General features: G+C 44.6%; 22 protein-coding genes, 1 pseudogene and 1 riboswitch. Of the genes and pseudogenes, 13 read left to right on the forward strand and 10 right to left on the reverse strand.

Features of this window, described 5'->3' with window-relative positions; translation table 11 throughout:
• Positions 1-39: 39 nt before the first annotated feature.
• The 3 genes and pseudogenes from BLT53_RS25815 to BLT53_RS18050 all read left to right on the forward strand — a co-directional run.
• A pseudogene (locus BLT53_RS25815) lies at positions 40-435 on the forward strand (polysaccharide deacetylase family protein); the annotation flags it as partial.
• Positions 323-622 carry a polysaccharide deacetylase family protein gene (locus BLT53_RS18045; RefSeq protein WP_170834412.1) on the forward strand — a complete coding sequence of 100 codons (300 nt, stop codon included), beginning with the start codon at positions 323-325 and terminating at the stop codon, positions 620-622. The pseudogene BLT53_RS25815 and the gene BLT53_RS18045, both read left to right, overlap by 113 nt.
• Positions 623-643: 21 nt before the next feature.
• Positions 644-1,690: an aldose epimerase family protein gene (locus tag BLT53_RS18050; protein ID WP_090237168.1), complete on the forward strand. Its 1,047-nt coding sequence runs from the start codon at positions 644-646 to the stop codon at positions 1,688-1,690.
• A 36-nt stretch (positions 1,691-1,726) separates the two neighbouring features.
• On the opposite strand, the gene BLT53_RS18055 is transcribed toward BLT53_RS18050, so the two are convergent.
• Positions 1,727-2,164 carry an Lrp/AsnC family transcriptional regulator gene (locus BLT53_RS18055; RefSeq protein ID WP_090237170.1) on the reverse strand — a complete coding sequence of 146 codons (438 nt, stop codon included), beginning with the start codon at positions 2,162-2,164 and terminating at the stop codon, positions 1,727-1,729.
• 122 nt (positions 2,165-2,286) lie between these two features.
• Here BLT53_RS18055 and BLT53_RS18060 point away from each other — a divergent pair, with 122 nt between their 5' ends.
• The gene (locus BLT53_RS18060; protein WP_090237172.1) at positions 2,287-2,694 is read left to right on the forward strand and encodes a carboxymuconolactone decarboxylase family protein; all 408 of its coding nucleotides are present in this window, start codon (positions 2,287-2,289) and stop codon (positions 2,692-2,694) included.
• Between the two features lie 30 nt (positions 2,695-2,724).
• Here BLT53_RS18060 and BLT53_RS18065 read toward each other — a convergent pair whose 3' ends face one another.
• Positions 2,725-3,240 carry a DinB family protein gene (locus tag BLT53_RS18065; protein WP_090237173.1) on the reverse strand — a complete coding sequence of 172 codons (516 nt, stop codon included), beginning with the start codon at positions 3,238-3,240 and terminating at the stop codon, positions 2,725-2,727.
• Positions 3,241-3,380: 140 nt separating this feature from the next.
• Here BLT53_RS18065 and BLT53_RS18070 point away from each other — a divergent pair, with 140 nt between their 5' ends.
• Together BLT53_RS18070 and BLT53_RS18075 are read left to right on the forward strand one after the other, a co-directional pair.
• Complete coding sequence (locus BLT53_RS18070) at positions 3,381-3,848, forward strand: SRPBCC family protein (protein ID WP_090237175.1); 468 nt, start codon at positions 3,381-3,383, stop codon at positions 3,846-3,848.
• 32 nt (positions 3,849-3,880) lie between these two features.
• Positions 3,881-4,393 (forward strand): GNAT family N-acetyltransferase, encoded by a 513-nt coding sequence (locus BLT53_RS18075; RefSeq protein WP_090237176.1) that lies wholly within the window; start codon positions 3,881-3,883, stop codon positions 4,391-4,393.
• 42 nt (positions 4,394-4,435) lie between these two features.
• Here BLT53_RS18075 and BLT53_RS18080 read toward each other — a convergent pair whose 3' ends face one another.
• A complete protein-coding gene (locus tag BLT53_RS18080) occupies positions 4,436-5,239 on the reverse strand; it encodes an SDR family NAD(P)-dependent oxidoreductase (RefSeq protein ID WP_090237178.1) in 804 nt (267 codons plus the stop codon).
• A 93-nt stretch (positions 5,240-5,332) separates the two neighbouring features.
• Between BLT53_RS18080 and BLT53_RS18085 the strand changes: the two genes are divergently transcribed.
• Complete coding sequence (locus BLT53_RS18085) at positions 5,333-5,884, forward strand: GNAT family N-acetyltransferase (RefSeq protein WP_425284712.1); 552 nt, start codon at positions 5,333-5,335, stop codon at positions 5,882-5,884.
• A 39-nt stretch (positions 5,885-5,923) separates the two neighbouring features.
• On the opposite strand, the gene BLT53_RS18090 is transcribed toward BLT53_RS18085, so the two are convergent.
• Positions 5,924-6,985, reverse strand: coding sequence for a DmpA family aminopeptidase (locus tag BLT53_RS18090; protein WP_090237179.1), 1,062 nt, complete (start codon positions 6,983-6,985; stop codon positions 5,924-5,926).
• Positions 6,986-7,103: 118 nt separating this feature from the next.
• Positions 7,104-7,310 carry a hypothetical protein gene (locus tag BLT53_RS24780; RefSeq protein WP_139168435.1) on the reverse strand — a complete coding sequence of 69 codons (207 nt, stop codon included), beginning with the start codon at positions 7,308-7,310 and terminating at the stop codon, positions 7,104-7,106.
• Between BLT53_RS24780 and BLT53_RS18095 the strand changes: the two genes are divergently transcribed.
• Complete coding sequence (locus BLT53_RS18095; RefSeq protein ID WP_090237181.1) at positions 7,291-7,683, forward strand: GNAT family N-acetyltransferase; 393 nt, start codon at positions 7,291-7,293, stop codon at positions 7,681-7,683. The two genes, BLT53_RS24780 and BLT53_RS18095, sit on opposite strands and share 20 nt — an antisense overlap.
• Positions 7,684-7,724: 41 nt before the next feature.
• Here the strand turns inward: BLT53_RS18095 and BLT53_RS18100 are convergent, their stop codons facing one another.
• Positions 7,725-8,042, reverse strand: coding sequence for an AbrB/MazE/SpoVT family DNA-binding domain-containing protein (locus BLT53_RS18100; RefSeq protein WP_090237183.1), 318 nt, complete (start codon positions 8,040-8,042; stop codon positions 7,725-7,727).
• A gap of 236 nt (positions 8,043-8,278) precedes the next feature.
• Between BLT53_RS18100 and BLT53_RS18110 the strand changes: the two genes are divergently transcribed.
• Together BLT53_RS18110 and BLT53_RS18115 are read left to right on the forward strand one after the other, a co-directional pair.
• Positions 8,279-9,190, forward strand: a complete 912-nt coding sequence (locus BLT53_RS18110) for an SDR family oxidoreductase (RefSeq protein WP_090237186.1) — start codon at positions 8,279-8,281, stop codon at positions 9,188-9,190.
• Between the two features lie 104 nt (positions 9,191-9,294).
• A complete protein-coding gene (locus BLT53_RS18115) occupies positions 9,295-10,194 on the forward strand; it encodes a DMT family transporter (RefSeq protein ID WP_090237187.1) in 900 nt (299 codons plus the stop codon).
• 118 nt (positions 10,195-10,312) lie between these two features.
• On the opposite strand, the gene BLT53_RS18120 is transcribed toward BLT53_RS18115, so the two are convergent.
• From BLT53_RS18120 to BLT53_RS18130, 3 genes are all read right to left on the reverse strand, one after another.
• Complete coding sequence (locus tag BLT53_RS18120; protein ID WP_090237188.1) at positions 10,313-10,894, reverse strand: LOG family protein; 582 nt, start codon at positions 10,892-10,894, stop codon at positions 10,313-10,315.
• Between the two features lie 21 nt (positions 10,895-10,915).
• The gene (locus tag BLT53_RS18125; RefSeq protein ID WP_090237189.1) at positions 10,916-11,296 is read right to left on the reverse strand and encodes a VOC family protein; all 381 of its coding nucleotides are present in this window, start codon (positions 11,294-11,296) and stop codon (positions 10,916-10,918) included.
• 169 nt (positions 11,297-11,465) lie between these two features.
• Complete coding sequence (locus BLT53_RS18130; RefSeq protein ID WP_170834420.1) at positions 11,466-11,945, reverse strand: DinB family protein; 480 nt, start codon at positions 11,943-11,945, stop codon at positions 11,466-11,468.
• A 144-nt stretch (positions 11,946-12,089) separates the two neighbouring features.
• Between BLT53_RS18130 and BLT53_RS18135 the strand changes: the two genes are divergently transcribed.
• From BLT53_RS18135 to BLT53_RS18145, 3 genes are all read left to right on the forward strand, one after another.
• Positions 12,090-12,998: a LysR family transcriptional regulator gene (locus tag BLT53_RS18135; RefSeq protein ID WP_090237192.1), complete on the forward strand. Its 909-nt coding sequence runs from the start codon at positions 12,090-12,092 to the stop codon at positions 12,996-12,998.
• 73 nt (positions 12,999-13,071) lie between these two features.
• Positions 13,072-13,261: riboswitch (Lysine riboswitch) on the forward strand.
• A gap of 96 nt (positions 13,262-13,357) precedes the next feature.
• On the forward strand, positions 13,358-14,809 hold the full coding sequence (locus tag BLT53_RS18140) for an amino acid permease (protein WP_090237194.1): 1,452 nt from the start codon (positions 13,358-13,360) through the stop codon (positions 14,807-14,809).
• Positions 14,810-14,922: 113 nt separating this feature from the next.
• Positions 14,923-15,435 carry an MEDS domain-containing protein gene (locus tag BLT53_RS18145; protein ID WP_090237195.1) on the forward strand — a complete coding sequence of 171 codons (513 nt, stop codon included), beginning with the start codon at positions 14,923-14,925 and terminating at the stop codon, positions 15,433-15,435.
• Positions 15,436-15,513: 78 nt separating this feature from the next.
• Here BLT53_RS18145 and BLT53_RS18150 read toward each other — a convergent pair whose 3' ends face one another.
• Entirely contained in the window at positions 15,514-16,050 is a 537-nt protein-coding gene (locus BLT53_RS18150; protein WP_090237196.1) for a hypothetical protein, read from the reverse strand.
• Positions 16,051-16,167 lie beyond the last annotated feature (117 nt).

Raw genomic sequence — 16,167 nt, forward strand, 5'->3', positions numbered from 1 at the left:
TGGTACAAGACATTTATTTGACCTCATGATGGGCCGAATGACGAAATGGACAACATTCTGGATATCCTAAAAACCAAAAAAGTAAAGAGCACGTTCTTTTTGGTAGAACCTAATATGAGAGAATATCCGCAGGCTGTTCTTCGTTTAATAGAAGAAGGACATTACCCCGCACTCCATAGTGTTACTCATGATAAAAGGATGCTTTATGAAGGGAATCCGCTGAATGTTGCAGAAGAAATGAGACATACCCAAAAAACGTTGTATGAGTTAACAGGTGTGACTTCTCACTTGACGAGAGCCCCCTTTTGGCAGCCATCCTTATATGAAAGAGAACTTGCGCCATGGGCTGGTTCAGTACATGATGAAGATGTGGGACTGGAACGTGGATACAGTAGACTGGAAACATCACGAAACCGCTCCGGAACGGATTATTGAAAACGCCATCAAAGGCATTGATGCGGTTCCAGAAGGACCGATTGTCATTCTTTTTCACGTGAAAAAAGGAACAGCGTCCGTTTTGTCGAGACTGATTGATAGGATCAATAAGGATGGTGTACAATTTCGTGCCTATGATCCAGAACAGCACTTTACCATGAATTTTTGGGATGACAATAGGCTTTAGCAGACAGAAAGGTGATGGACGATGAAAGTCATTCAAGAGAACTTTGGCACCGCACAAGATCAGGATATTTTGGCCTATACGATGATCAACAGCAAAGGAATGGAAGTTTCCGCGATTAATTACGGCGCAATTATTACCTGCATCATGGCACCCGACAAAGAGGGAAACCTGGAGAATGTCGTGCTTGGCCACGATACTCTGGAGGATTATTTGAAGGACACCAATTACCTTGGAGCCATCGCCGGACGGGTCGCCGGCAGGATTCAGGGCGGCTCCTTTGAACTGGACGGACAGGAATATACCCTTGCCAAAAATGATGGAAACAACCACCTGCATGGAGGAAACAAAGGGTTTAACGCGGTGGTATGGAATGCAGAAGTGATTGAAGAGGAAGAGCAATGCGGGGTGAAATTTTCCTATGTCAGCCCTGATGGAGAAGAAGGATACCCCGGCAGGGTGGAGGTTGATGTTACCTATCTTATAAATGATGAAAACACGTTAAGCATTTCATATTCCGCCCAAAGCGACAAAAAGACACTGCTGAATCTTACCAATCATTCGTACTTTAACTTAAGCGGAAACCTGAAGCATGATATTCAGGATCACATTCTTCAGCTAAAGAGCGACCAATTCTTGGAGCTTAACCAAGAACTGATCCCCACCGGCAGGGCGCTGCATGTTCAGGGTACACCGTTTGATTTACGAGAAGGGCAAAAGGTGAAAACAGGAACAACGGCAGATTACGAGCAGAACATGCTGGCCGGAGGAGGATATGACCATCCGTTCTTGCTGAACACGAATCAAAACAATGAGATCGTGCTGAAAGAGGAAACAAGCGGAAGAACCTTAACGGTTGAGACCGATCAAAAATGCGTGGTCGTTTATTCAGGGAACATGCTGGATTCTGATGGAGAGTTCCGTGATGTGCCATCGAAAAAGCATCTCGGCATCTGCCTGGAAACACAAGGTGTGCCCGATGCCATCCACCATTCACAGTTTCCATCGGTGGTTCTGGATGCAGGTGAGGAATATCAAGCCCATACGACGTATACATTTGGAGTGGAATAATCATGAAGCAGGAGCCGTGTTGTAGCTCCTGCTTTTTTACCGGCTAAGTTTCGGCGCTGTATTCACCTGTGAAAAAATAAAATGGGTTACAGTGTGCGCATAGGGACTTGCTTCCTCAATGAATGTTTCCGCTTCAGAAAAGGTGGCAAACTGCAGCTTCAGCATAAAGCAGGCGTTGCCCGCAATCCGGTAGCAAAACTCTACGTTGGCCAGTCGCTCGATGTAACGCTTGAAAGCTTGGTAATCTCCATTCTTTACCGTAGCCTCCACAATACACTGGATCGGCTGTCCCAACTTTTCATAATCCACTTCCAATGTATATTTTCGGATCACGCCAAACGATTCCATTCTTCGCACACGTTCGGTGACAGAGGGAGACGAAAGATTGATTTTTCTCCCCAGTTCGCTCATGGACAGCCGGCTGTTTTCCCGAAGCTCATCAATAATTTTTCTGTCGATATTGTCGATTTTCATATTTAATGTTATTCTCCTTAACTTATTAAATTTAAAAAGAAAATTGAAAGAATTGGTTTAATCATAAATGGCAGAAGTTATTCTTCCCTAGTACCATTAAAGGGTACAAGGAGGAATGCTTAATGGCAAGAATAAAAGAATCAGAACGTGGAGCCACACCGTTTCAGCATCTGCTTGGACATAATCAGGAGGTCATGAACAGATGGAATGACCTTGGCACTACACTGGGGGACGAAGGAAGACTTTCATCCCGTCTTAAAGAGCAGGTGCGGAGAACGCTGGCCCAGGGGAACGGCTGTGAATACTGCAAGGCGAAAGGAAAGCCTGAACCCCATCTGTTTGATGAAAAAACCTCAATCGCCGTTGGCTTTGCGGACGTCTTTTTAAAATTGAAGGGAGATATTCCTGATTCTATTTTCAAGGTGTTGAAAGAAACCTTTTCTGACGAGGAAATCAGTGAACTGTGTGCATTTATCGCATTTACCACAGCCTCCCAATATTTCGGGGCGATGATGGGATTGAAAGCATAAAAAAATGGCCAAGGGAAAATTTCCCCTTGGTCATTTTAGATAACGTTCTTTAATGAGATTACGGTGGTGAAGCTCATGGCCGGCAATGATAAAAGCGAGGGCCCTTGCTGTCACTTCCTCATTATTTGCCGCACCCCTTCGTTTTAACGCTTCGTCACTCAGACCGTTCAATAGAGAGAGAGTAGCCTGGCGGACGCTTGTGAAATGCCGGGTCAGGTCCGTTAATGAGTGATCGTTGAATGCTGCGGCTTTTACATACTCCTCATCATTGTACCCCGGCAAGGGTGCCGTTTCCCCTCTGGCAATACTGAGCATCCTGTAATTCATAATCCATTCGGTATCTGCCATGTGCCCGACGACTTCTTTAATACTCCACTTATTCGGCGCATAGCGATATTCACCATCTTCTTCAGATAACGAATTTAGCAGAGAAGCAGTTTCCTTGATTTGCTGCTGTAGCATTTCAGAAATGTCTCCTTCTGGCACCAGCTGGATATAAGATTCAAAGTCCTCGGCATATTCATCGGGTCTTGGGCGTTCAGTCATCGTTATCCTCCTTTTAACAATAGATACAACCTCATAGCTATATTCCTTAAATTAGCTTGTGTTTCCTGCTGAAACAGGAAATTGGGAGTGGTTCAACGAAATTATTAGAAAAACCATGAAAAAGGAAGGGAGATGTTAGCATGTCCATTACGCTTAACCATCCACCTGTTGTGAAAACAGAAATGCTTATTCGAAAACCGGTGAATGAAGTATTTCAGGCATTCGTCGATCCAGAAATCACTACAAAGTTTTGGTTTACAAAAAGCAGTGATACTGTGGTGGAAGGCAGAACGATTCGTTGGGATTGGGAGATGTATGGTGTATCAGATGAAATTCAGGTGAAAAGGGTAGTTGAAAATGAGTATATTCTTGTTGAATCGTCTGATGGTACTGAAATTGAGTGGACCTTTCAAGCCAGGAAGGAAAGTGAAACCATGGTCTCTATCCAACATTCCGGGTTTACAGGGAACGGTGATGAAATGGTGAATACAGCGTTGGATTCCATGGGGGGATATACTATGGTGCTTTGCGGACTAAAGGCATTTCTTGAGTATAGTGTCACCTTGCATCTGGTTGAGGATAAGGCTCCTGATGCGCATGTGAAATAACAGGTCTTTATAGGAGTTGAAAGAGACGAGCCATGCAGTTAACAGTGAAACCATCCAATGAGGGACATGCACGAGAAATTTCACACTGGAGTTATGAAGCACCTTATGACTTTTACAATATGGACGGACGCAGGGAGTCCATGAATGAGCTGCTCGAAAATCACTATTCGGTTGTGCTGGATGAAAAAGATAAGCTGGTTGGCTTTTTTTGTACCGGCAAGTCGGCTCAGGTACCGGCTGGAAAGAGGGTTGGTGCTTATGAAAAAGAAGATGAGCTTGATATCGGACTGGGGATGAACCCAGAATTAACCGGTCAGGGCAACGGTTCTATATTTTTGCCTTTTATTCTGGGATACCTTGAGGGCCAATTGAGCAACAGGGCATATCGTTTAACCATGGCTTCCTTCAATCAGCGGGCCATTCGTTTGTATCAGAAGTTCGGTTTTCGTGAGATCATGGCGTTTCATAGGGAAAAAGTGAAATTTATCGTGATGGTCAGAGCAGGCAAGTTAAACGGCCGTTCAAGCGGCAGGAGACTCTGGTAAAAAAGGCAGAGCCCAAAAGCGCTCATGCCTTCTAATTTGTTCCTATAACACGTTCCCCCCGGAAATCTTGACGGATTCCCCGACAATGTTTTCGGCTGCTCCTGTGAGCAGAAAGACAATCGTATTCGCCACCTCTTCAGGGGTGCTGATCCGTCCGGAAGGAATACCGGCTTGGGCTTTCTTTAGTTGCTCCTCATAGCTTCGGCCGAATTTCTTACCTTTTCGGGCGATGCTGTCACGGCCCATTTTCGTATCGACGTATCCCGGGCATACGGCATTGACCTGAATGCCTCGCTCGGCCGCTTCGACCGCCAATGACTGGGTAAATCCGATGAGAGCAAACTTGGATCCGGCATATGCACTGCTGCCGGGTGTTCCTCTTAGGCCTGACAGGGAAGAAACATTTACGATGGCTCCTTTTTCTGGCTTCGTCACCAGCATGTGCCGATAGACCTGTTGTGTGAAAAGGACCGTTGAAATAAAGTTCAGCTCTATAACTTTTCTTAAATCGTCTTCCTTTAGGTCTTCCAGGACTCCTCCACCGGTGATCCCTGCCGCATTTACGAGCCCTGTTACCGGCCCGATTTCGTCAATGGCTCCTGACAGTAAGCTTTCCCGTTCTTCTTCTGCATCAAGGTCGGCACTGTACAAATGAACGGAAATATTAGAACTCAGTTCCTCACACTTCCCTTTGAGTGTAACGAGTTTATCTTCGTTACGTCCGGTAATGGTTATATTGGCGCCCGCTGCTGCACATGCTATGGCCGTTTCCCAGCCGATGCCGCCTGTCGCGCCTGTTATGATGATGTGCTGATCCTTTAGCGCGTCTTTTGAAAAAATCGTCATCTGTTTGGCCTCCTTGTCGTACTGTTACTATTTAACATTTTCCCTAATTCGGTGGACTAAAAACTTCATATGGAGAGGAGAGCAACCTTTGCTATGCGAAAATGCAGCGTGAATGAAATGACCATCAGAAGACCGGCAAAAACAGACCAAGAGGAATTGAATGAGCTTTTTATAGCGGTCATTAAACATACGTTTAAAAAGGAAGGATTGTCTCATATGACAGAAGAGATGGAGGAGGAAATAGAACAGAAGAAACAGTTCCTGGAGACTGATTTGGTCAGTAACGGGATAGCGCATTATTTCTTGATTGCCGTTGATGCTGACAAGAATAAAATTATTGGAACGATCGCTTGCGGGCCAGCCAATGAACTGATCCTCAGCGGCACAAATGGAGTTTTAAAAGATTGTCTGGAGATTGGAACGGTGTTCGTTCATCCGGCTTATCAAAAACAGGGAGTGGGGTCGGCTTTGCTGAGCCATCTTATTCGTGACATGAGGGAAAAAGGAATTATCCGATACTGCCTGGATAGCGGCTACAAACAGGCTCAAAACGTATGGAGAAACAAACTTGGAGAGCCAAGCTACTTTATGGAGGATTATTGGGGAGAAGGGAACCACCATATGATTTGGACTAAAACCATTTAACTTCCTCATTTTTTATGGGATGAGGAAGTTAAATGATTATTATAATTCGATATGAAATTGATCCAATAAATCTTTAAAAGCCGGCCGGTTGTTGTCGTCTCTGCCCATGACATGGGTAGCCGTTACCAGTGAATTCAGCACCGCTTCTTCCACTGCCTCCACAACTGCACGGAAGGCGGTATCCATATCCTCCTCATGAATCACGGGAATGGATAAACAATCATCTGGCTTAGTGTGTGGAATTCTTGTAGCGGTTGAAAACCCAATGACAATTTCCCCGCTGCCATGCGTAATAATGGACCCAGTTCTAGAAAGCGCTGCAACCGATCGCTTAATGATCCGGTTAAGCTGACGCTCTGAAACAGGCAAATCCGTGGCAATAATGATCATGATGGAACCCTTGTCTTTTTCTTCCCATGATTGCAGTAAGGCTTCTTTTAATTCCCGGCCAATCATGCGTCCGTTGATCATAAGATCACTTAATATCCCAAAGTTGGATAACACGAGTGCACCAATGGTGTACGTACCATGATCCAGCTGAAATGTGCGCGAGGAGGTGCCGATGCCTCCTTTCAAGGAATAACACAGCATACCGGTTCCTGCGCCGACACTGCCTTCCTCAAACTCTGTTGAGGCGTTATGTATCGCTTGAAACACGTGCTCCTTCGTAACATATTGAGCGCGTATGTCATTCAACAGCATATCGTTGCATTCCCCAATGACCGGGTTAACCGTGCCCGTTGAGCGCCCAATTTCGGGGTTACGCTCCATTGTATATTGAATCACTGCATCAGCAGCCGTTCCAATACTAAGGGTATTGGTTAAAACAATCGGAGTTTCAATCACTCCCAATTCCTGCATTTGAATCGTGCCCATCGTTTTTCCAAAGCCGTTGATCACATGGCAGGATGCAATGAGCTTCTCTCTAAAAAGATTGCCGGGATGCGGAAGAATGGCTGTCACCCCGGTCTGCATGCTTCCTTTGCTGAGCGTTACATGACCCACTGTTACTCCTTTCACATCAGAAATCGCATTGTGCTGTCCTGTTTTCAACCGTCCGATTTGAACTCCATAGTCGCGTATCCGTTTTTGATGCTGCATGTTTGTTAGCCGCCTTTCATGACGTGATTCTTTCTTTACTTATTATAAAGCTCTTTCTGTTTAAACGGTTTATATAGGCTTTAATTCTGGGAGGAATTTTTCCAGTAAAATTAGCGCGTTAAATGGATGAAGGAATTGGTTCAAAGGCAACGAAGTTATAAAGTGATCCAGGGTTCACAATACAATGGGATGGCAGCTGGGACGTTTTGATCGTTTCGCCTTTTGCAAGGGAAGAAGAAAGAGACTCTCTTTGAAAATCTTTAGGGAGGATGTCCGGAAGTTCTTTGACGTAAGCGAGGGATACGATGAATGTTGTAATTAACATGCCTTTATATCACCATGAAGTTCCTGATCTGAGGGAGCTCATCGGGTGGCCAAGACGGGATAAAGACTATCCCGTGTTGCTAAAACGCTGTAACTTTTGGGCAGGTGCCAGAAATGAGGCAAACCGGCTTATTGCCTTTGGCTATGTTTGCGGAATGGGCTTGGAGCATGGATATATGGAAGACATTATGATTCATCCAAACTATCAAGGGCAAGGTCTTGGGGCAGCTGTCGTAAAAGAATTGCTGCATGAATCAGAGCGCTTTGGCCTGGAAATCGTCACCGTCACTTACGCCAATGAACACCGGGCATTTTATGAAGCTTGCGGATTTACTCATGGTGCCGGAGGGGTTTGGCGAGCAAAGGTTGAGTAGCAAGTCAAAATAACATGAAGAAAAGAGCAGCTCTAATTAAATCAGCTGCTCTTTTCTGTCGTTACAGGGACAACCAAAAAGGAATTCTCGTCCTGGTTGATGTAAAGCTGGTGCAAGCGGCATTCCAGTTCATCATCGATGGCTTTGGGAATGGTGATGACGCCTTTTTTATTGATCTTGATGAATTTTGGCTCAAAGCCAGTAGTGGGTTTTTTCTTTGTAATGATGATCCTGTTGTTTTCTTTATGTACTGACAGAAGGTCATTTTCTGAGATGTTAAATTCTTCTCGCCATTGTATAGGCAACAGCAATACACGGTTTTTGCGGGGCATATAATATTTATCACATTCAACGATCAATTGGCATGCTCCTTTGTCAGGAAATGTTATTTAAACTTTACCATATTTTGCGAATATTCAAAAGGAATAAAAACGTTTCACTTATCCGCCTCGATTTTATGCACAAAGTATTTTCAAGCGGCCAAGCCTTAAAAACACGAACATGGAAAAAAGGTGAAAAGAAAAACAGTTTATATATGACAGAGGATGTCATCCTCAAGTGATAGAGTGAAGGAAAACGCAAGGAGGCAGATACTATGAAACCTTTAGAGGGAAAAGTGGCCCTGGTGGCAGGAGGTACGAGGGGAGCAGGACGGGGAATAGCGGTGGAACTGGGGGCAGCTGGCGCGACCGTCTATGTGACGGGGCGTACCACACGAACCGAAACTTCTGAGTACGGACGTCCTGAAACCATCGAAGATACGGCAGAACTGGTAAATGAAGCAGGAGGAAGGGGTATTGCTGTGCAAACCGACCATCTTGTTCCTGATCAGGTGGAATCCTTAATTCATCGGATCGAAAAAGAACAGGGAAGATTGGATATTTTGGTTAATGATATATGGGGAAGCGAGCATCTGGCAGAGTGGAATACACCGGTATGGAAACATTCTTTGGAAAAAGGGTTCCGGATGCTTCGGCTGGCGATTGATACCCATATTATCACCAACCATTATGCGTTGCCGCTGCTCATTAAAAACAAGGGGGGCCTGGTGGTCGAAGTGACGGATGGAACAGAAGACTATAACAAAAACAATTACCGTCTTTCTTTGTTTTATGATTTTGCAAAAAACGGAGTCATCACATTGGCAAAAGCACTGGCACATGAACTTTCTCCGTATGGTGGTACGGCTGTAGCACTTACCCCTGGCTGGCTCCGCTCGGAATTGATGTTGGAGGTGTTTGGGGTTACAGAAGAGAATTGGAGGGATGCCGTTAAGACAGAACCTCATTTTGTCATCTCAGAGTCACCTCGTTACATCGGAAGGGCTGTTTCTGCACTTGCTGGAGATGCCAAGCGCGATTGCTGGAATGGTCAGTCTCTATCAAGTGGCCAACTGGCGAAAGTCTATCATTTTACGGATGTCGATGGTTCTCGGCCGGACTGCTGGAGATATTTGGTGGAGGTAGAGGCGGCTGGGAAGCCTGCGAATGCCGAGGGATACAGGTAATGTTCAGAAGCTTTTTTGCGTATGAAAAAAGGAGTTGTAATCGTAGAAAAGGAAATAGATAGAGTGGAAAGAAGGTTTAGATTTGAAAAAATGAAGGTGAAATGATGAACGCAAAAGCTTTAAGCATGGCACTTATAACCATTATTATTTGGGGATCCACCTTTGCTGCAATCCGATACAGCCTGCACGGCGGCTATTCTGCAGGGCATCTGGTGCTTGTCCGGTATTTAATTGCCTCATTTGCATTTATTCTGTATGCAATTATGCCGGGTGTCAGATTTCGTGTGCCGAAGAAACAAGACATTTTGCGGCTGCTTCTGCTTGGATGGATAGGGATCAGCATGTACCATATTGGCGTCACATTTGGTGAACAAACCATTTCAGCGGGAACCGCTGGCATGCTGATCGGAGCTGCCCCCATATTTACAGCCCTTTTTGCTGTTATTGTATTGAAAGAACACCTTGGAATACCAGGCTGGACGGGTTTAGCTATTGGTCTAACTGGAATCGTGCTGATCACATTGGGAAGCTCCGGCTCGTCATTGACGGTTTCACGCGGTGCCCTCCTCGTGTTAATGGCTGCAGTAGCGACATCCGTCTTTTTTGTTTTTCAGAAGCCTTTTTTAAGACGCTACTCTCCTGTTGAGCTTACCGCCTATGTGACATGGGCGGGAACACTGCCGTTTTTCTGGTTTGCTCCAGGGCTTTTAGATTCCATCGGACATGCAACACGGGAAGCCCATATTTCCACCCTGTATGTGGGCATTTTTCCGGCTGCGATTGCTTATGTTACTTGGGCAATTGCTTTATCGGCAGGAAAAGCGAGCGCAGTGGCCAGCATGATCTATTTGGAACCAGGGGTGGCTATCCTGACCGCCTGGATTTGGTTAGGCGAGTGGCCAAGCACCTTATCTCTAATAGGGGGATTGGTTGCGATTGCGGGAGTGCTTGTCGTCAATGGTTTTGGAAGAAAACAAGCTGCAATTGAAAAGAAATCAGCCTGAAAATGAGGGCAGCTGAACCGATCAGCTGCCTTTTTTACCCTTTAGTTGCATCTCCCGACCTTTTCATCCAACCATAAACCAAAAAGAGGCCGGACACGCCGGGTCTCTTCAAACCAATCTATGTACGATTCTCTGTCAGGTAGTTTTTAACACGTGGAGGGATATAAGCACTGAATTGATCGAGAAGATCTTTCGGTTCAGCGGATGAAAGCACCATTTTACGGTGCTTATCCTCCATAAAGTTTTCGCTGGTCATATGATTGAACAGTGAAAGGAGCGGATCATAATAGCCGCTGGTGTTAAGTAAACCGACCGGCTTTTGGTGAAGTCCCAGTTGGGCCCAGGTGAAAATCTCAAAAAATTCCTCAAGCGTTCCTGCCCCGCCAGGAAGAACCATAAAGCCATCTGCCAATTCGGCCATTTTGGCCTTGCGTTCATGCATGGAATCCACCACAACCAATTCGGTCAGGTTTTTATGAGCAATTTCACGTTTTTCAAGAAATTCCGGCATAATGCCTGTAACCTGGCCATCGTGTGCCATAACGGCATCAGCGACCGCCCCCATTACACCTGTACTTGATCCGCCATAAACGAGGCCAATGCCGCGTTCAGCGAGTTCTTTTCCCAGTCTTGCGGCTTCCTTTATGTATACTTCTGATTTGCCGCTTCTGGATCCGCAAAATACAGCGATATGGTTCATGTGGAAATTCCCCCTTATATTTTAACAGTTACAGATCATGAGAACATTGCCGTATTCATCTGCAAAATTGAAAAAAGCAACATCCCCGATACGTTCGATTTCTCTGACAATGGTAATGCCGTTCTCTTTCATGAACCGGTAAGCTTCATCTACATCGGTTACCAAAAAGTTAAACAGCGGGTTCTTTGAAGGGCTGAAAGTAAAGTCCGGATCAAACGCGTGGTCGTCGAGGGTTAAGCCTGTGTCGCCTCTGACCGGGAGGTTGTATACCGGAGATTCAACGTGCTCCGGCGCTGGCAGCCCAAGCAGTCTGCTGTACCATTCTGCAGCCCTTTTTAAATCTTTAACGTGAATGAATACGTTATTTACTTTACATGAAACAGGGGAAAGAATTCGATTCAATTTCAATCGCTCCTTTTCGATGATTCTCCATTTATCTATTTGACAAGCGCTCTGAAAATCCTCTTTATGGAAGGAGAGGTCCTATTCAACCATGCATGTATTTACCAAAAAGAGGCATAAGCCTTCTTTAGGGAAGACGTATGCCCAAGCCTTCTATTTTTTCCTTTCGTCAGGCTTTCCTGGAATTGGTGACGGATTGTAATAACGAGGAAATCGCAGAGAAGTGCATAGCCTCATGGATGGTTACAAAATTGAACAGCTCACCTGATGTTTCAAACGTTAAAGGTCCCAATTCCATTGCAGGTGTTAGTCTATTTTCAAAGATATCCGATGAAATGTGATCCAGGTGAATTAATTGATCGGATAATTTTGAGAGCAGCTCTTCATTGGAGGGAGGATTTACGGACCATTGATCCGGATTGGTTCCTGTGTTAAATAATTGCTCATAGTGAGTGGGAAGTGCTGGGCTTTTTGAAAAAGCAAAAGAAAGTAAATAATCATGGACAAAAATGATGTGACCAACGTTCCAGCGGATAGTATTATGAAAGGGTGCGGGTTTAATGTCGAACAATTCTTCGGGGACCGCTTTGACTTGTTGAAGGACCATGCTTCTAACTGATTTTGCCGATTTCAGCAACGTGTGAGACATAGTATCATTCCTCCGTTTTCTTTTTATTAAGAAAAACTTAACTTCTACAGTTTCAGTATAGGGAGGCATTAAAGTCCTATCAATATCGCGTTTCTTATGATCATGATTGGTTTCAGTTATGATGTAAACAGGGAGGGGCATCACATGGAATTAAGGCAGCTGGAGTATTTTATGGTGATTTGTGAGGAACTTCATTTTTCACGGGCAGCAGAAAAAATCCTGGTATCGCAACCGAATCTTAGTCAGCAAATCAAATTGCTTGAGAATGAACTGGGAACGCCTTTGTTTCATCGAACAGGCAAAAAGATTTCACTCACTGAGGCAGGCGGAATTCTCCATGAGCAGTGCCTGCATATTTTTTCTCATATTAAACAAGCTCAGGACAGCATTGCAGAGTTGAAAGTAGGGAAAGGCGGTTCTCTGACAATCGGTGTTTTGCCTGGGGATGCTGATCTTGTATTTGATGCGCTTCTTCTCGATTTTCACAGAACTCATCCGGATACATCGGTTTCACTAATTGAAACGATGGATGTTACCGAGCAAGTCCTTAGTGGGGGAATTGATATTGGCATAACGATTCGTCCTGATCCTGATCAGCGGCTTGTTGAAATCCCACTGTTTGAAGAGACGTTTTCCCTGGCGGTTCATGCGGATTCACTTTATGCCCATAAGAAGTCTCTTTATTTTAAAGATGTACAAAAAATGAAGATGGTCATGTTTCCAAGTTATCATCAATGCCGCAAGCTGATTGACCGATACTGTCTGGAGGCGGGATTTAAAATAAAACCGTCAATGGAGACAACGACGCTCTCGTCTTTGATTGCCATGGTGGAAAAAGAAGTTGGGGCCGCTATTCTCCCTACCCTTCTATTGGAGAACCTTAAGCATTCCAGGATTAAAACAGTGGCATTGACAGCCCCGGTTCCCAGTCAGAAGATTTGCCTAATCTATAGAAAGGATAAGTTCTTGGGCTTTACGGCCAAGGCGTTTATAGAAAAGGTTCAAACGTACATTAATGCTGCAAAAGAGACATTGGAAACAAAAAACAGTTGAACAGTTAATGTTCGTGTTTTATAATAGCAACTAGCGTCAACTAACTGGATATTTCAAAAAATCCTCATCAATCCGATGAGGTAGAGGTCGCGGCTTTTATTAGTAGGACGTACGAGATGCAGAAAGACATCATAGACTCCGTGTGAAAGGAAAAGCTGCCGAAATTCATGTTTATCTCTGGAAATATGAATTGGGGCTGTTTTCGAAAAGGAACAGCACTGTCACGCTCACATTACCGGTGAGTGGGATGCGCTATCTTACGGAAGGCATGATGCGGGTAGAATAGAACTGCCGTCAAACTGCGTTTTGGCGGCTTTTTTTATTTCCCACTCCTTCCAAAATGAAAAGGAGTTTTTTTTATGCAAAACACAGCAAAGAATTCAGCACCAGCGGCTTCAGGGGAGTTACACCGTAAACTGAAGTCCCGTCATTTAACGATGATCTCGCTCGGTGGAACCATCGGAACCGGACTGTTTTTGGCCAGCGGTGGCTCAATTCATACGGCCGGACCCGGGGGCACGCTATTATCCTTCGTGGTCATCGGCATTATGGTTTTCTTCTTGATGACAAGCCTGGCGGAGATGGCTTCTTACATGCCAGTGGCAGGATCGTTCAGTACCTACGCCACAAAATTTGTGGATCCTTCCTTGGGATTTGCTCTGGGCTGGAATTATTGGTACAACTGGGCGATCACCATTGCGGCAGAGCTTGCAGCGGTTACGCTTATCATGAAATTCTGGTTTCCTGATACGCCTTCCTACATTTGGAGCGCGTTGTTTTTAGCGATTATGTTCTTATTGAACTACTTATCCGTTAAAGGGTTTGGAGAGTCAGAATATTGGTTTTCTCTTATTAAAGTGGTTACGGTTATTATCTTTTTAATTCTCGGTACGCTTATGATTTTTGGAATTCTCGGCGGGGAAGCGATTGGTTTTAAAAACTTTACCATTGGTGATGCCCCGTTCAATGGCGGATTCTTTACGACGCTTGGCGTCTTTATGGCAGCAGGCTTTTCCTTTCAGGGAACGGAGTTGCTTGGTGTGGCAGCAGGGGAGACTGAAGACCCGAAGAAGAACATTCCAAAAGCGGTCAAGAGTGTGTTCTGGCGCATTCTTTTGTTCTATATCCTTGCGATTCTAGTGATCAGCTTACTCATTCCTTATACGGATAGCAGGCTGGCAAGAAGTGATATCACCGTGAGTCCGTTTACCCTGGTATTTGATAAAGCGGGAATTGCCTTTGCCGCATCTGTCATGAATGCGATCATTTTAACGGCTGTCCTTTCTGCCGGTAACTCCGGTATGTATGCATCCACCCGTATGCTGTGGGACCTGGCACGTGATGGAAAAGCGCCTAAGTTTCTGGCGAAGCTGGATTCACGTGGTGTTCCCGTTCCGGCGCTGATTGTAACGGCCGCCGTAGGAGCTGTAGCATTTCTTGCTTCCTTATTTGGTGACGGAGCCATTTATACTTGGCTGCTGAACGCATCAGGCATGTCAGGCTTTATCGCCTGGCTTGGAATTGCGATCAGCCATTACCGTTTCCGAAAAGCCTATGTGGCACAAGGACGGGATCTTCGTGATCTTCCGTACCGGGCAAAATGGTTTCCGATTGGACCGATCTTCGCCTTTCTGCTTTGTTTCGTCGTTATTCTCGGGCAAAATTATTCGGCATTTACCGGCGATTCGATCGATTGGCAAGGCGCGCTCGTTTCCTATATTGGTATACCCATTTTCCTGGCTGTGTGGCTCGGTTATAAGTTTAAGCACAAAACAAAAGTCGTTCCTCTTAAAGAGTGCGATTTTGAATAAGATAAAACAGGAGCCAAATCGGTTCCTGTTTTTTTATAAAATAAAGGATATTTTTTCCATTTGTGAAGAATTACGTATTAACATTTACGTCAAGTGGAAAAGGGGATACATAATTGAACAAAAAACTTACGCAGTTCAGTCAACCAGAACCTGTGAAAGGTCAAGGCATTCATGTCTTTTATTATTCTGAAAAAGTGGAGGATTATGTTCAAAATGCGGTATCGTACATTATGGCGGGTATGGAGCAGGAGGAGTACATATTATTTCTGGAAAATGAACGCATTTTCCCCTTGATTCAAAAAGAGCTGGAAAAAACCTTTACCCAAGAACAGATGGAGAGCGTGCATTTCATCAATAACTTTGATTTTTATTTTTGGAATGGCAACTTTTATCCGGAAACCATTTTATCTAATTTCTCTGATATCGTAACCCCATTGGTCGAAAAAAATAAGTCAGTCCGGACATGGGGCCATGTGGAATGGGGTTCACAAGAGGAGTTTGAAGAGACGCTTGAAAAATTTGAAATCGAAGTGGAACAAATGCTCAAAAATGTAAAGGTCATTACGGTATGTGCTTACAATGCTGATCGTGTTTCCGACGACCTCAAAGACATTTATGACCGATAATGATGTTCGACCTGTAAAGCAGAAACTGAATATTGAATAAAAAAAGAGACACGAATTTCTTTTAACGTGTCTCTTTTTTTATTGGTCGTGATAAAACAGCATGCCGAGTACCTGGGGAAAATGGTATACCGGATTATGCATAAACCCGCGCCGTTTAACATTGCCCTTCCGCTCGGATTTAAACAGGTTTCGTTTTCCGGTGTAAAAACAGATGTACCAAATTTTTACCATTTGATAAAACTCATAGTAGGCTCTGTCAGACAGCGACAGGTCCCTTGGAAAGCCGATTTCATACAGGCACTCCATAAAAAAGGCTTCAGCAATTTGATCGGTTTCTTCAGAGATTTTTCCCCGTTGGACGTGGTACCCTCGCTTCTTTAGAAAGTGGCTGAATCCGTCCAGCGTATTTCCGCGGCACAGGAGAAGTTCTTCATCTTTTTGCATGTTTAATTTTTCTAATAGAGACATGATCTGCTCTTCTTTGGACGTTCTGTCTGTCGTTTCCTGTGGAAGCGGAATATAAACGGCTGCATGCTCACCTGTTTCCATCCGTCTTGCCGCAAATACTTCTCCCAGAATCGGACACCCGTTTCCGGCGTCATCAACTTCAATCATTAAAAAACTCTCCCGTTGTCAGAATATCATTGTTAGTTGAACTCATCTCCATTATACATAATCCAAGGATTAAAAAAATGAGTGGTCTAGAAACACTTGAAAAAAGGCTCAAACCCG

Origin of the sequence: Fictibacillus solisalsi (genome assembly GCF_900103485.1) — a bacterium.
In the GTDB taxonomy this organism is placed as follows: domain Bacteria; phylum Bacillota; class Bacilli; order Bacillales; family Fictibacillaceae; genus Fictibacillus_C; species Fictibacillus_C solisalsi.

Bases quoted from the DNA above. Each gene is read 5' to 3' on its own strand.
- BLT53_RS18150 (WP_090237196.1), bottom strand. From the start codon at position 16,050: ATGATTGAAGTTGATGACGCCGGAAACGGGTGTCCGATTCTGGGAGAA.
- BLT53_RS18080 (WP_090237178.1), bottom strand. From the start codon at position 5,239: ATGACGATTTTTTCAAAAGACGCGCTAAAGGATCAGCACATCATCATA.
- BLT53_RS18115 (WP_090237187.1), top strand. From the start codon at position 9,295: ATGAACGCAAAAGCTTTAAGCATGGCACTTATAACCATTATTATTTGG.
- BLT53_RS18140 (WP_090237194.1), top strand. From the start codon at position 13,358: ATGCAAAACACAGCAAAGAATTCAGCACCAGCGGCTTCAGGGGAGTTA.
- BLT53_RS18090 (WP_090237179.1), bottom strand. From the start codon at position 6,985: ATGCAGCATCAAAAACGGATACGCGACTATGGAGTTCAAATCGGACGG.
- BLT53_RS18050 (WP_090237168.1), top strand. From the start codon at position 644: ATGAAAGTCATTCAAGAGAACTTTGGCACCGCACAAGATCAGGATATT.
- BLT53_RS18045 (WP_170834412.1), top strand. From the start codon at position 323: ATGAAAGAGAACTTGCGCCATGGGCTGGTTCAGTACATGATGAAGATG.
- BLT53_RS18135 (WP_090237192.1), top strand. From the start codon at position 12,090: ATGGAATTAAGGCAGCTGGAGTATTTTATGGTGATTTGTGAGGAACTT.
- BLT53_RS18110 (WP_090237186.1), top strand. From the start codon at position 8,279: ATGAAACCTTTAGAGGGAAAAGTGGCCCTGGTGGCAGGAGGTACGAGG.
- BLT53_RS18095 (WP_090237181.1), top strand. From the start codon at position 7,291: ATGAATGTTGTAATTAACATGCCTTTATATCACCATGAAGTTCCTGAT.
- BLT53_RS24780 (WP_139168435.1), bottom strand. From the start codon at position 7,310: ATGTTAATTACAACATTCATCGTATCCCTCGCTTACGTCAAAGAACTT.
- BLT53_RS18130 (WP_170834420.1), bottom strand. From the start codon at position 11,945: ATGTCTCACACGTTGCTGAAATCGGCAAAATCAGTTAGAAGCATGGTC.
- BLT53_RS18075 (WP_090237176.1), top strand. From the start codon at position 3,881: ATGCAGTTAACAGTGAAACCATCCAATGAGGGACATGCACGAGAAATT.
- BLT53_RS18060 (WP_090237172.1), top strand. From the start codon at position 2,287: ATGGCAAGAATAAAAGAATCAGAACGTGGAGCCACACCGTTTCAGCAT.
- BLT53_RS18065 (WP_090237173.1), bottom strand. From the start codon at position 3,240: ATGACTGAACGCCCAAGACCCGATGAATATGCCGAGGACTTTGAATCT.
- BLT53_RS18120 (WP_090237188.1), bottom strand. From the start codon at position 10,894: ATGAACCATATCGCTGTATTTTGCGGATCCAGAAGCGGCAAATCAGAA.
- BLT53_RS18070 (WP_090237175.1), top strand. From the start codon at position 3,381: ATGTCCATTACGCTTAACCATCCACCTGTTGTGAAAACAGAAATGCTT.
- BLT53_RS18055 (WP_090237170.1), bottom strand. From the start codon at position 2,164: ATGAAAATCGACAATATCGACAGAAAAATTATTGATGAGCTTCGGGAA.
- BLT53_RS18085 (WP_425284712.1), top strand. From the start codon at position 5,333: ATGCGAAAATGCAGCGTGAATGAAATGACCATCAGAAGACCGGCAAAA.